We start from the raw sequence: 13,519 nt of genomic DNA, 5'->3' as shown, positions 1-13,519 counted from the left end.
TACTATTTTTCTGCCAGTGCGGTCTGTGCCAAATTGCACTTTCATTTAAAATTCACTTTACATAAGGTCCTGTATGGCATCTTCATCTACTGCTGCCGCTGAACAGCCGACTCAAAATTCTAAATTTCGAGTACTGACTGCAAGCTTGGTCGGTACCACCATCGAGTTTTTTGACTTTTATATCTACGCCACTGCGGCAGTCATTATTTTCCCGTATCTGTTCTTTCCGACCAGTACTGACCCAATGACGGCAACCATTCAATCTCTCGCCACCTTTGCAATTGCCTTTATCGCCCGTCCAATTGGCGCAGCTTTATTTGGACATTTAGGAGATCGGATTGGACGCAAAGCCACTTTGGTCGCGGCATTATTGACCATGGGAATTTCTACAGTCTGTATTGGTTTACTGCCGACGTATGCACAAATTGGGATTATCGCGCCATTACTGTTGGCGTTGTGTCGCTTAGGGCAAGGTTTAGGCTTGGGCGGTGAATGGTCGGGAGCAGTACTGTTAGCCACAGAAAATGCCCCTGAAGGTAAACGTGCTTGGTATGGCATGTTCCCACAATTGGGCGCTCCGATTGGTTTTATTCTTGCCACAGGTTCATTCCTTATTTTAGGTGCGCTGATGTCTGAGCAAGACTTTATGACATGGGGCTGGCGCATCCCGTTTATTTCGAGTGCCTTATTGGTGATTGTCGGTTTATGGATTCGCTTAAAACTGCATGAAACGCCTGCCTTCCAAAAAGTGTTGAATAAACAAAAAGAAGTCAATGTGCCATTTATTCAGGTCTTTAAAAAACACGCTAAAATGTTAGTGCTCGGAACAATCGCTGCAATTTGTACCTTTGTGGTGTTTTATCTGACTACAGTATTTGCCTTGCAATGGGGCACTAAACAACTGGGTTATTCACGTGAAGAATTCTTAAAACTTCAACTACTAGCCACATTGTGTTTTGCCGCATTTATTCCCCTCTCAGCCGTTTTAGCCGAAAAATTTGGACGTAAAACTACCTCTATTGCGGTGTGCATCGTCTCTGCAATTTTTGGCTTATTCTTTGCCGATATGCTTGCTTCAGGCAGCACGTGGATTGTATTTATTTTCCTGTGTATTGGCTTGGCAATTATGGGACTTACTTACGGACCAATTGGTACAGTGTTGTCTGAAATTTTTCCTACTTCTGTACGCTATACAGGCTCGGCACTCACCTTTAACTTGGCGGGTATTTTTGGCGCATCGTTTGCCCCACTGATTGCCACCAAACTTGCCACCACTTATGGCTTGGCTGCAGTTGGTTATTATTTAAGTGCAGCATCCATCTTGTCTTTAATCGCATTTTTAATGATTCGAGAAACCAAGCATGATGATGTAAACAATCAAATTTAAGCGCAAAAATTGCATCAAAAAACCAGCCTCGGCTGGTTTTTTTCATGTAGGCGATGGTGACGGTGCTTACAATAACTCGATAATATCAATCGTGGGCGGCACACCAAAACGAAAAGGAACACCGACCATTCCTGTCCCTACAGTCACAAATACATCGGCATGATCATGGCGATATAACCCCTTTTTATGCCCTAAAATAGATACTTTTTTCATCACATAATCGGTCAGCCACGGCAGTTCAACCTGCCCACCATGGGTATGTCCTGCCAACATCAACGGACGTGTCGGCAATTTTGGCACCATATCCACTGTATCGGGGTTATGTGATAACAACACCCACGGCTTATCCTGAGGTAAATCGGGCATATAGCGCATGTCGGTTTTACCTGCCCATAAATCGCCAATACCGAGCAAACGAAACTCATCAAACTCGACAATTCTACCTTCAATATCAATCACGTTATTTTGTTCTAAAGCCGTTTTTAACAGCTCTTGAATGGGCGGGCCAGGATACTGCTCATCATGATTACCATTTACCGAATATACAGGCGCACAAATTTCTTTTAATACCGCCAATTCTTCGACCAATTTATTTTCAGGCTCATAAGTCCAGTCGCCTGCTACAACGACAATATCGGGGTTTTGCAAATTGAGTTTTTTCACAATTTGCTTCAATTGACGCTCATGCCCAGAAAACAAGCCAATATGTAAATCTGCAATTAAAGCAATTTTGACAGGCTTTAATAAACGGCGATCTGCATGAATTTGATATTTGGTAGTTTTGACTTGAATCAAATGCGGTTCAATAAAACGCGCATAGCTCAACACAGCACTGACTAAAAATACAAAAATCGCTTCGTGGATGGAGTAATAGCCCTGAATACCCGCATAGACACTAAAAAAAACCAAAGGCGGCAACAGGTAAGACAAATAAAATGCCAACAAATGCACAAAGGCCTTAAACGGGTGAATGGTTTCTGTATTGGCCTGACTGCGCCATGCTTGCGAAACTGCCCACAGCGCCAAAATTGCCATACCCATATAGAAATACAACACGACTGAATCGTTATCCCACATATTTATTCTCTATTACTTCATACTTCTGCTATTCAATGCTGCGCTAAACCCAGATGTCGCATTTAACCCACACACGTCATATATCTGTATTGTCATATTTATCTTTTCATAGCTGACAATTATACTCAAACCCTATTTTTAACTTATTTGCTCCTCGTGCTAAAAAGGAATTTAATTTGGCAAACCGCAGCTCATCCGCTCCATTTCAAAATATTCGGCACAACGTCTTGTGGCTGAGTTGCGCCTTCGTTTTGACACTCTCAGGCTGTAGCACGCTGCCCAAACAGATTGAACATCCGATCCAGATGGCGTTTGAAACCCCAACCGATCAAACCAGTTTGGCCAAAATTGTACTGCCGCTACGCGAAAAATATCCGCAGCTTACGGGTTATCATGTCCTGTATGATCCGCTCGAAGCCCTAGCAGCACGTATCTATCTGATTAATAAAGCAGAAAAATCTTTAGATTTACAATATTATATTTGGGATAACGATAAAATTGGCGCGCTTGCACTACACGCCATTATTCGTGCGGCAGATCGTGGGGTGAAAGTCCGCTTATTGGTCGATGATAACAATGCCAAAAAAATGGAAGGCATTTATCTCGCGCTCGATCAACACGTCAACATCGACATCAAACTGTATAATCCATATCGCTTTCGACATTATCGTGCCATGGACATGATTTTGGATTTGAAGCGTATTAACCGTCGTATGCACAACAAAAGCTTTATTGCCGATAACCAAATTTCTCTGATTGGTGGGCGCAATATGAGCAATCAATACTATAACGTCAGCGACAATTATCAATTTTCTGATGTCGATGTGATGTTAGTCGGCTCGGCTTCGGATGAAATTATTCACTCTTTTGATGAATACTGGAATGATGACTATGCTTATTCAGTCAAGCAATTGGTCAATCCACAACATTACACCTTGCGTTATGAAAGCTTAAAACAGCAATTAGAACAGCACGATCAAGAAGCCACCGTACAAAATTATTTAGATTTGGTGACTCGTTCTAAAGCGATTGAACAGTGGATGACGCATAGTATTAAGTTCGATTGGGTCAGTGCTGAAGTGGTCAAAGATGCGCCGAGTAAAATTAAAGACCGCGCCTCAAAAGAAGAACATCTCAACTTTCAATTGCTGACGCATTTAGAGAAGCCAAGCAGTAGTGTCGATATTATTTCTGCGTATTTTGTCCCCGAACAATCGGGGGCAGAAAAACTAAAAGACTTGGCGGATGATGGCGTTCAGGTACGCGTACTGACCAACTCCTTTAAAGCCAACGATGTTCCTGTGGTGCATGCTTTTTACGCCAAATATCGAGAAGATTTATTGGCAAATAACGTGCAGCTGTATGAGTTTTTGGCGCGACCTGAAATGGAAAACCTAAACACACATACGCACGAAATTTCCAAAAAAGCCAAAGTCAGTATGAAAGGTTTAAGCCGTTCTAGTTTACATGCCAAACTCATGGCATTGGATGAAAAACAGGTATTTATTGGTTCGTTTAATTTTGACCCACGCTCGGCATATTTAAATACTGAAATTGGGGTGATTTTAAACAGTCCGCCATTGGCTCGCGCAGTTCACCACACCATGGATGTCAATTTGTCCAAATATGCTTATAAACTGGTTTTGGATGCACAGCAAAACATTCAATGGCACATGAAAAATCCACAAGGCGAAACTCAAATTCTAAAAAAAGAACCAGGGATGAAATGGTATCAACGTGCGGCAATGAAAATTACCTCATGGCTGCCAATTGAAGGCTTTATGTAGCAACATAATATTGAAGCTGTTGGATGATGACCATTATTCTTAAAAAAATGTGATGTGCTTAGGCTATCTTTAACATGAAGATGCGCCTAAGCATGTTTTATGATGTCAGCACTTGTGGTTTTAATACCTGACGATGCAACTCAGCCAAACCTTCTGTCATGCGTTCCTGTACCACAGCAGTTAAAGATTCAATATCGTGCCCTTCTACCACAATTGCAGGTAACGCCATTAAATGCGCTGTCACTTTCGGCATTTCCAAAACATCTTTCACATGATCAACAAAAGTCATGTCATTAATAAACGGCGCAACAGTATCTAACTCACCTTGCTGATTCACATAACAAATCAGACAAATTTGCACAGGTCGTTTGGCTTCAATTGCTGCCCCTAAAATACGACCATGCACTTTTTTAATTTTGCTTCCATCTGACGTGGTCGCTTCAGGAAAAAATAATACAGGAATATCTTGTTTTAAAAATTGCGTGATTTGTTCACGAATTTTGACTGAATCGCCAGAGCCACGCTTAATAAATAGCGTCCCCCCACCTTTGGCTAACTTACCCAATAACGGCCATTTTTCAATTTCAGCTTTGGCCAGAAAAAATACCCGCGCACTAGAACCCAATACCGCTACATCTAACCACGAAATATGATTACTGACCCATAGCGCAGGGTCATGCGGAATTTCACCATGAATTTGCACTTCAATATTAAAAACTTTGCACAATTGACGGCAAAAATATTGCACATAGCGCGTATTGTTCGGGTTGTTGGTGTCTTTATACAATTGATGACGATAGACCAAATAGAACCCTTCACCAATCGCGCCAGCCGTTGCCAGAACTTTTTTGCTATACAAAGCAAGCTTTGCAAAACCATGAATTGGAGATGTGTGAGTTTCAACAGCTGGGTTCATAGGGTCATCACTAATTGTTAAACGCAAAACAACGTATAAAGGTCTATATTTTGCTCATTCTATACTGTTCAATCTGAACTTGCATTGATAATAAAAACCGAAACCTGCATGCAAACATGCGACTTTTGGCAAAATCTAAATAGATAAATTCTATATTGGGGTCATCCTTATAATTGAGTTTACATACGTTGATATAGCATCAAATCAGGGCGCAGGAAAAATCCAATCATCTATTTCCCTGCACAAACATTTTTTCTACTAGAATATAGCTTTAGCATGGAGATTGCGCTGAGTGGAAAATTTTGTGCCACATCAAGATGGCGAGCGTGTTGTACTGGTCAGTGTCGCTGTCCAAATTTTAGAAGACCTCGATGCCGAAGAATTTCAGCTCTTGGCTGAATCTGCGGGTGCAGAAGTTTTACAACACGTCCACACTCAACGTAGTAAACCCGATGCCAAACTCTTTATTGGCTCAGGCAAAGCCGAAGAAATTGCCGCATTGGTCAAAGAACACGACGCCAATTTGGTCATTTTTGATCATGCACTCAGTCCTGCACAGGCACGTAATTTAGAAAAAGTGATGCAATGCCGTGTGGTTGACCGTACCGAACTCATTTTAGATATTTTTGCTCAACGCGCCCGCACTTACGAAGGTAAATTACAGGTCGAATTGGCACAATTACAACATTTATCTTCACGTTTGGTGCGTAGTCGCAGCAACTTAGACAGTCAAAAAGGTGGTATCGGCTTACGTGGTCCTGGGGAAACCTTGCTTGAAACTGACCGACGCTTATTGCGTATTCGCATGGGACAACTAAAAACCAAACTCGATAAAGTCCGTCAAACCCGTGCACAAGGTCGTGTGGCTCGGCAAAAAGCCGCCATTCCTACCGTTTCATTGGTCGGTTATACCAACGCAGGCAAATCGACCTTATTTAATATTTTGGCGCAAAGTGATGTCTATGCTGCTGACCAACTGTTTGCTACGCTTGACCCTACTTTACGGCGTTTAGAATGGGATGGCATCGGACGTCTGGTATTGGCAGACACCGTTGGCTTTGTAAGAAACCTATCTCACTCTTTGGTGGAATCTTTTAAAGCAACTTTGGAAGAAACCTTAGAAGCCAGTTTATTGCTGCATGTGATTGATTCAAGCAGCCCCGATGTGTTGGAACAAATTGAAGCAGTCGAAGGTGTGCTAAAAGAAATTGGCGCAGATGTACCTATTTTGCGGGTTTACAATAAAATTGATGTCTCAGGCGAAACAGCCAAAATTATCTATGAAAAACCGCATCAACCTGACCGTGTCTATGTATCGGCACATTCAGGGCAAGGTTTAGACTTGTTAAAACAAGCCGTACATGAATGTTTGATGGGGCAAATTCAAAAGTTTGATCTTAAATTACAACCTGCTTATGGCAAACTGCGCAATCAACTGTATGCGCTCAATGTCATTCAGGCAGAACAGTACGATGATGAAGGTCAATTACATCTACAAGTCAGCATGGCACCACATAAACTGGAACAACTGATTAAACAGGCACATTTACCGATAGACGAAATTTTAGGTGCACAGGCAGAACAATTTAAACGTCCGCTTGAAGCATTTGAAATTGATGATCAGATCGGTTAAAACGTGATAAGTGAAATTTTAACGAAAGATCAAAATGAGCAGAATAAAACAGATAGACTGGCCAGCATGGATCGGCACACTCCTTTTGATTATTGTGTTTCGTGAAGCCGCAGTATGGATCATGACTCAGTTTAATCACCCAGAACTTGGCAATTTAGTGGGCTTGCTCAGTTTATTGGCGGTCTTATTTACTTGGCGCAAACTCAGCAAAATTCCTGCTCGTTTGGTCGATACCAACAACAAAATCATGAAAGAAAGTGCATTTGCCTTTTTACCTATTAGCGCAGGTTCACTGATCATGCTGACCCACATGGGCAAACAAATTCCAATCTTCTTAATTGTGTTGTTTATCAGTACGCTGATCCCGCTTTGGCTGTATGCCAAAATGGCAAAACGCTGGTTGTAGGAGATTAAAATGTTATCCGTTTTATATGGTTTTTTAATCACCCTCATTGCCTATGTTCTGGCAAAACCTTGCAACCAAAAAGTGCCGCAAATTCCTGTAATTGTCTTTGGCATGTTCTTTGTGCTGCTGCTGTTATACATTTTTGGGATTCCTTACGAAAATTACATGGCACAAACCAACCCTATTTTTAATCAATTATTGGGTTATGTGACGGTGGCACTGGCCATTCCTCTGGCCGCCATGCGTTATGACGATTTACCACTAAAAGCCATTTTAGGTATTCTACTGTTTGCCAGCATCAGTGCTGTAGCCCTACCTATGGGACTGGCCTATGCCTTGCACATGTCTAGTGCCGATATTATGGCATTTGCCACACGTGCCGTAACCACGCCTATTGCCATTAACATCGCCACGCTTTTGGAAGCCCCAATTCAACTGGCAGTCTTGATTGTGATTTTATCAGGTGTTGTAGGTGCCGCGTTCTCACCTTTTATCTTAAGACACATCAATGATGAACGCGCCTCTGGTTTGGCTTTAGGTCTGGCTGCGCATGCAATTGGAACCGCCCAAGCTTGGCAACGTGGTAGCGTAGCTGGACGTTATGCCGCCTTTGGTATGGCCGTCAATGCAGTATTTACCGCAGTGTGGCTGCCAACTTTTATACTGTATTTACAAAAAATGTGACTGAGCAATCACTTATTTAGACTTGTCGAGTTTTAACTTTCTTTTTACTATGAAATATCCAGTTAGCCAAAAACAAGGAACATTGAACATGGTCAAGATGAAACTCACCGTTGCCTTAATCTGCTCAGCGTTAGGAAGTTTTGCGCTAGCTCAAGATATTACGGGTACTTGGAAAAATATTGATGACAAAACAGGTTCATCAAAAGCAATTTTAGAAATTCGTCAGGAAGCCAATGGCACCTATACGGCTAAAATTGTCAAAGTCACCCCTCGTCCTGGCTACACCCCTAAAGATACCTGTATCAACTGTCCTGCACCTTATACTAACCAACCTCTTTTAGGCATGGATGTACTCAAAGGCTTAAAACATACAGGTGGCATGAACTACTCTGGTGGAAAAATTATTGACCCATTAAGCGGCAATATTTACAGCACCAAAGCCAAATTAAGCAGCAATGGCAAACGTCTGACCATGCGTGGTTATGTGGGTGTCTCTGCTTTAGGACGCAGCCAAACTTGGATTAAAAGCGACTAATTAATCACTTTACTTTTCACTTAAAATGCCACACGTTCGTGGCATTTTTTATTGGTTTTCTTACATTTTAGTCGCAACTTTAAGATTAATTTTTTCTCAAATCGCTTGACTCCTACCACAACTCGCTTTATATCTTAAATTAACCTCTGTGATCAATTTCGGCAATCAAAGGAACTGATATGAAGAAAAATTTACTGATAGGTGCATTTGCAAGCTTAATGTTCAGTGGCAGTTTATTTGCTGCAGACATAACTGGAACTTGGCAAAGCATTGATGACAAAACTGGCTCACCTAAGGCTTTAATTGAAATTACCAAAGCGGAAAATGGCACGTTTACGGGTAAAATTGTCAAAGTCACACCACGTGTAGGCTATACCCCAAAAACCATGTGTGTCAATTGTCCTGCACCATATACCAATAAACCAATTGTAGGCTTAGAAATTATTAAAGGTTTACAACATGTGGATAACAACAACTATGCCAACGGGCGTATTTTAGATCCACTTACAGGCAAAATGTATAGCCTGAAAGGTCGTTTGGCTTCTAATAATAAACGTCTCACTTTACGTTTTTACGTCGGAATTTCAGCCATTGGTCGGACACAAACGTGGATTCGTCAATAAAATCTAACGCATAGTGTCGCATCGGTCATTTTTTTGCGTGGTTATGTGGGTGTCTCTGCTTTAGGACGCAGCCAAACTTGGATTAAAAGCGACTAATTAATCGCTTTACTTTTCACTTAAAATGCCACACGTTCGTGGCATTTTTTATTGGTTTTCTTACATTTTAGTCGCAACTTTAAGATTAATTTTTTCTCAAATCGCTTGACTCCTACCACAACCCGCTTTATATCTTGAATAAACCTCTGTGATCAATTTCGGCAATCAAAGGAACTGATATGAAGAAAAATTTACTGATAGGTGCATTTGCAAGCTTAATGTTCAGTGGCAGTTTATTTGCTGCAGACTTAACTGGAACTTGGCAAAGCATTGATGACAAAACTGGCTCACCTAAGGCTTTAATTGAAATTACCAAAGCGGAAAATGGCACGTTTACGGGTAAAATTATCAAAGTCACACCAAGACCAGGCTATACCCCAAAAACCATGTGTGTCAATTGTCCTGCGCCTTATACCAACAAACCTTTGGTGGGTTTGGAAATTATTCATGGCTTAAAGCATGTGGAAAATAACAACTATTCAGATGGACGTATTTTAGATCCTCTTACAGGCAAAATGTATAGCCTGAAAGGTCGTTTGGCGTCTAATAATAAACGTCTCACTTTACGTGGTTACGTCGGAATTTCAGCCATTGGTCGGACACAAACGTGGATTCGTCAATAAAATCTAACGCATAGTGTCGCATCGGTCATTTTTTCAAGATCCTCAGGGCTTTGTTCAAGCCCTATTCAGAGATTAGACTAGCTGCAAAGACCGAGTAAGGGAAATAAAATGATTCAAAAATTGGCTTTAGGAATAGCCGTCATCTTCGGCAGCCTTAGCACTTTGGCGATGGCACAAGATTTAGCGGGCACTTGGCAACAAATTGATGATAAAACAGGCTCACCCAAAGCTGTCATCGAAATTCGTAAAGAAGCCAATCAAACCTATACGGGTAAAATTATTAAATTAACTCCACGTCCAGGTTATACCCCACGTGAACTCTGTAATAAATGCCCTGCGCCCTATACTAACCAACCTATTTTAGGGATGGACATTTTAAAAGGCTTACAACAAGTCAAAGACAGCAATAATTACGAAAAAGGACGCGTAATTGATCCATTGGCAGGTCGTATTTACGATGCAAAAATTCGCATCAACTCGACAGGTAAGCGCTTGACTTTGCGCGCTTATATGGGGGTATCTACACTAGGTCGCAGCCAAACTTGGATTCGGATTCAATAAAATTCAAGATAAAAATAGCCACTTTAATAGGTGGCTGTTTTCATTTCATCATCACATTTTTAAATTTTAAAGATGAATGTTATTACCATTCTGCCAGCGGATTATCCACTGCAAACAATTGCTGATCTTCCAAACGATAAGCCACAAGCTGATTGCCCCACACACAACCGCCATCCACATTTTGAATATTGTCAGCTACCGTTTGTCCCTGCAATGCTGCCCAATGACCAAATACGATTTGATGTGTTTGCGCAGCTAAAGATGGATATTCAAACCACGGTTTAAAACCTTCTGGCATCGGATCATCTAAGGCATCTTTAAAGCTGAATTCCAAACCACCCTGTGCATTGGCTAAACGCATACGGGTCAAATAGTTGGTAATACAACGTAAACGCGCATGCCCCTCTAAATCATCCGACCAAACTGCAGGTTCTGCCCCATACATTTCCTTTAAGAATGCATCCACTACCTCAAAGTCCTCATGCCCAATCACAGCCTCAACTTCTTTTGCCAAAGCTGCGGTTTGTTCCGCATTCCAAATATGTGGAATACCTGCATGAGTTAAAATGGTGTTTTCATTAGGAAAAAGACACAATGGTTGTTTACGCAACCAATCAATCAAATCATCACTGTCAATTGCATCAATCACATCACGAGTGTTGTCTTGTGCTTTGATTTTCTTTAAGCCACGTGCGCCTGCCAACAAGGTTAAATCGTGATTGCCTAACACCGTTGCTGCAACGCCACGATCTACCAGTTTTTTAATAAAACGTAAAGCACCTACCGAGTTTTCACCCCGCGCGACTAAATCGCCTGCAAACCAAATAAAATCTTGATCGGGATCGAACTGTATTTCTTTTAATAACAGTTTTAAGGCTTCAAAGCAGCCCTGCACATCACCAATGACATAGTTGTATCGAATTGCTGCCATTAATTCACCATCTGATCTGCCAATGCGACAAATGCACTCAAACTTAAAGTTTCAGGACGTGCCATTGGGTCTACCCCTGCACGTTCAAACGCATCTTCAGCCAACATGCCTTTTAAGCTATTGCGCAATGTTTTACGACGTTGGGTAAATACATGCGCCACCAAACGTGCCAATGCTTTTTCATCTTTGGCAATAATCGGTTTAGTCACATAAGGCTCTAAACGGAATACTGCAGAAGTCACTTTAGGCGGTGGATTAAATGCGCCAGGCGGTACTTCAAACAAGAACGTTGGCTTACAGTAATACTGCATCATCACCGATAAACGCCCATATTCTTTGGTATTCGGTTCAGCCGTGATACGATCTACCACTTCTTTTTGCAGCATAAAGTGCATGTCTTTAACTTTGTCACCAAACTCTAAGAGATGAAACAAAAGCGGTGTCGAAATGTTATACGGCAAGTTTCCAACTACACGTAGCGGACGCCCTTCCTGAAATAACTCGGTAAAATCATATTTCAGCGCGTCACTTTCCACAATGGTTAAACGCTCAGGATGTGGCACACGTCTTGGTAAACCTGCAGCCAAATCACGGTCTAATTCCACCACCGTCAAAGCATCACACTCACCAATTAAAGGCGAGGTTAATGCTGCTAAACCTGGTCCAATCTCGACAATATTATCGCCTGGACGCGGGTTCACTGAGCGAACAATTTTGGCAATCACACCTTGATCATGTAAAAAGTTTTGACCAAAGCGTTTACGAGCCTGATGCCCTTCTTCTTTTGGGTTTAGGGCATTAATTTGATACATAAAGATTTCCAAGCTGAAATTATGAACGTGCTAAATCCAGCGCTAAATCGACAGCAACATGCAAGCTAGAACTTTTCGCAAGTCCGGTACCTGCGAGGGAGAGCGCTGTGCCGTGATCGACTGAAGTACGAATAAACGGTAAGCCTAAAGTAATGTTAATTGCTTCACCAAAGCCCTGTGATTTTAACACAGGTAAACCCTGATCGTGATACATCGCTAAAACTGCATCGGCATCTTTTAAATTTTCTGGGGTAAATAAAGTATCTGCAGGCAAACTTAAACTCAGATTTTCACCATGATTGCGGTAATTTTGCAGCACAGGATTAATTACCTCAATTTCTTCCATGCCTAAATAACCATCTTCTCCCGCATGTGGGTTCAAACCACAGACCAACACTTTAGGATGTTCAATTTTAAACTTGCTTTTGAGATCATGCAGCAAAATATCAATCACTTGTTCTAAACGTGTTTTGGTAATGGCATCTGCCACGGCACGTAAAGGGAGATGCGTGGTCGCCAAGGCAACGCGTAAGGATTTAGTAGCTAACATCATCACCACACGCGCAACACCTGCAAACTCCTGATAATATTCAGTATGCCCGCTAAAAGAAATACCTGCTTCATTAATAATAGATTTTTGCACGGGTGCTGTCGCCACGCCCACACTCGTACCTGTCATTGCATAAGAAGCCGAACGACGTAATTGCTCCAACACATAAGCTGCATTTTGTGCATTTAAATGCCCTAATTCAACATCTACTGCCAAAGGTACATGCTCAACATATAACTGTCCAAGCGCTGCAGGCTGTTGCTGACCTGAATATTGAATTAATTCAACTTTTTGTTTTAGAATTTCAGCACGTTGTTTTAATAATTGATGATCAGCCAATACCACAATTGGACGTTCATCTTGTCGATCTGCCAGACTTAGGCAAATATCAGGTCCAATACCTGCAGGTTCACCACTGGTGACATATAAAGGTCGCATGCAGCTTCATCCACTATAGCTAGGTGTAGCTGAATTATAGCGCCATCCTGAGCAAAATTGTTTTATCTCCAATCTAATCTAAATCGGCTATCTAAGATGCCCATCTGATGCGCCCATTCCGAAATGCCAATCACGACCATACATAACAACAAACCTATAATTGACATACTCCCACCACTTTCGTTTTCACTCAAGTGGGGGATTCTAAAAGCAAAGCTCTTAGGCGACTTCCTCACGGATTTCGCTTGCTTTCTGCTTCTTAGGGCGACCTTTACCGCATCCACCCTCCACAGACAAAACGGCATGTCCTGCCGACAATATATTACGAGATGCGTTTAAATCCGCATTCGCAACATAACTACACTCGACACACTCAAATTTAGCTTGAGTTTGTCGGTTTTCTTTTGCTACATGACCACATTCACAGCAGGTTTGACTTGTGTACTTCGGATCAACTTTT

General features: G+C 41.7%; 15 protein-coding genes. 9 read left to right on the top strand and 6 right to left on the bottom strand.

Annotated features, from left to right (window positions below; all coding sequences use genetic code 11):
• The first annotated feature begins 73 nt into the window (after positions 1-73).
• Positions 74-1,387 (top strand): MFS transporter, encoded by a 1,314-nt coding sequence (locus HX743_RS13410; RefSeq protein ID WP_096901571.1) that lies wholly within the window; start codon positions 74-76, stop codon positions 1,385-1,387.
• Between the two features lie 66 nt (positions 1,388-1,453).
• Here HX743_RS13410 and HX743_RS13405 read toward each other — a convergent pair whose 3' ends face one another.
• Complete coding sequence (locus tag HX743_RS13405; protein ID WP_004972462.1) at positions 1,454-2,464, bottom strand: metallophosphoesterase; 1,011 nt, start codon at positions 2,462-2,464, stop codon at positions 1,454-1,456.
• A 176-nt stretch (positions 2,465-2,640) separates the two neighbouring features.
• Here HX743_RS13405 and HX743_RS13400 point away from each other — a divergent pair, with 176 nt between their 5' ends.
• Positions 2,641-4,251 (top strand): phospholipase D family protein, encoded by a 1,611-nt coding sequence (locus HX743_RS13400; RefSeq protein WP_026438286.1) that lies wholly within the window; start codon positions 2,641-2,643, stop codon positions 4,249-4,251.
• 97 nt (positions 4,252-4,348) lie between these two features.
• Here the strand turns inward: HX743_RS13400 and HX743_RS13395 are convergent, their stop codons facing one another.
• Positions 4,349-5,167 (bottom strand): 1-acyl-sn-glycerol-3-phosphate acyltransferase, encoded by an 819-nt coding sequence (locus tag HX743_RS13395; RefSeq protein ID WP_096901584.1) that lies wholly within the window; start codon positions 5,165-5,167, stop codon positions 4,349-4,351.
• Between the two features lie 292 nt (positions 5,168-5,459).
• Here HX743_RS13395 and hflX point away from each other — a divergent pair, with 292 nt between their 5' ends.
• The 7 genes from hflX to HX743_RS13360 all read left to right on the top strand — a co-directional run bounded on the left by hflX (position 5,460) and on the right by HX743_RS13360 (position 10,328).
• A complete protein-coding gene (hflX, locus tag HX743_RS13390; RefSeq protein ID WP_004972465.1) occupies positions 5,460-6,800 on the top strand; it encodes a ribosome rescue GTPase HflX in 1,341 nt (446 codons plus the stop codon).
• 34 nt (positions 6,801-6,834) lie between these two features.
• Positions 6,835-7,206 (top strand): hypothetical protein, encoded by a 372-nt coding sequence (locus HX743_RS13385; protein ID WP_178319460.1) that lies wholly within the window; start codon positions 6,835-6,837, stop codon positions 7,204-7,206.
• Positions 7,207-7,215: 9 nt separating this feature from the next.
• Positions 7,216-7,890: an LrgB family protein gene (locus HX743_RS13380; protein ID WP_096901575.1), complete on the top strand. Its 675-nt coding sequence runs from the start codon at positions 7,216-7,218 to the stop codon at positions 7,888-7,890.
• An 88-nt stretch (positions 7,891-7,978) separates the two neighbouring features.
• Positions 7,979-8,425 (top strand): DUF2147 domain-containing protein, encoded by a 447-nt coding sequence (locus HX743_RS13375; RefSeq protein WP_178319459.1) that lies wholly within the window; start codon positions 7,979-7,981, stop codon positions 8,423-8,425.
• A gap of 179 nt (positions 8,426-8,604) precedes the next feature.
• A complete protein-coding gene (locus HX743_RS13370) occupies positions 8,605-9,048 on the top strand; it encodes a DUF2147 domain-containing protein (RefSeq protein ID WP_178319458.1) in 444 nt (147 codons plus the stop codon).
• Between the two features lie 275 nt (positions 9,049-9,323).
• On the top strand, positions 9,324-9,767 hold the full coding sequence (locus tag HX743_RS13365; protein WP_178319457.1) for a DUF2147 domain-containing protein: 444 nt from the start codon (positions 9,324-9,326) through the stop codon (positions 9,765-9,767).
• Between the two features lie 108 nt (positions 9,768-9,875).
• Entirely contained in the window at positions 9,876-10,328 is a 453-nt protein-coding gene (locus HX743_RS13360) for a DUF2147 domain-containing protein (RefSeq protein WP_178319456.1), read from the top strand.
• Between the two features lie 82 nt (positions 10,329-10,410).
• Here HX743_RS13360 and HX743_RS13355 read toward each other — a convergent pair whose 3' ends face one another.
• From HX743_RS13355 to HX743_RS13340, 4 genes are all read right to left on the bottom strand, one after another.
• Positions 10,411-11,259 (bottom strand): symmetrical bis(5'-nucleosyl)-tetraphosphatase, encoded by an 849-nt coding sequence (locus tag HX743_RS13355; protein WP_096901578.1) that lies wholly within the window; start codon positions 11,257-11,259, stop codon positions 10,411-10,413.
• Entirely contained in the window at positions 11,259-12,071 is an 813-nt protein-coding gene (gene rsmA / locus HX743_RS13350) for a 16S rRNA (adenine(1518)-N(6)/adenine(1519)-N(6))-dimethyltransferase RsmA (RefSeq protein ID WP_178319455.1), read from the bottom strand. The genes HX743_RS13355 and rsmA overlap by 1 nt, the downstream gene beginning before the upstream one ends.
• Before the next feature lie 19 nt (positions 12,072-12,090).
• Positions 12,091-13,059, bottom strand: a complete 969-nt coding sequence (gene pdxA, locus HX743_RS13345) for a 4-hydroxythreonine-4-phosphate dehydrogenase PdxA (protein WP_178319454.1) — start codon at positions 13,057-13,059, stop codon at positions 12,091-12,093.
• 219 nt (positions 13,060-13,278) lie between these two features.
• The coding region (locus HX743_RS13340) for a zinc ribbon domain-containing protein (RefSeq protein ID WP_178319453.1) at positions 13,279-13,519 on the bottom strand (241 nt) is incomplete at its 5' end.

Source organism: Acinetobacter sp. Swhac1 (assembly GCF_013390985.1).
GTDB classification, from domain to species: domain Bacteria; phylum Pseudomonadota; class Gammaproteobacteria; order Pseudomonadales; family Moraxellaceae; genus Acinetobacter; species Acinetobacter towneri.
Note: the sequence above shows the minus strand (reverse complement) of the source record. Positions and strands in the feature narration are given on the sequence as shown.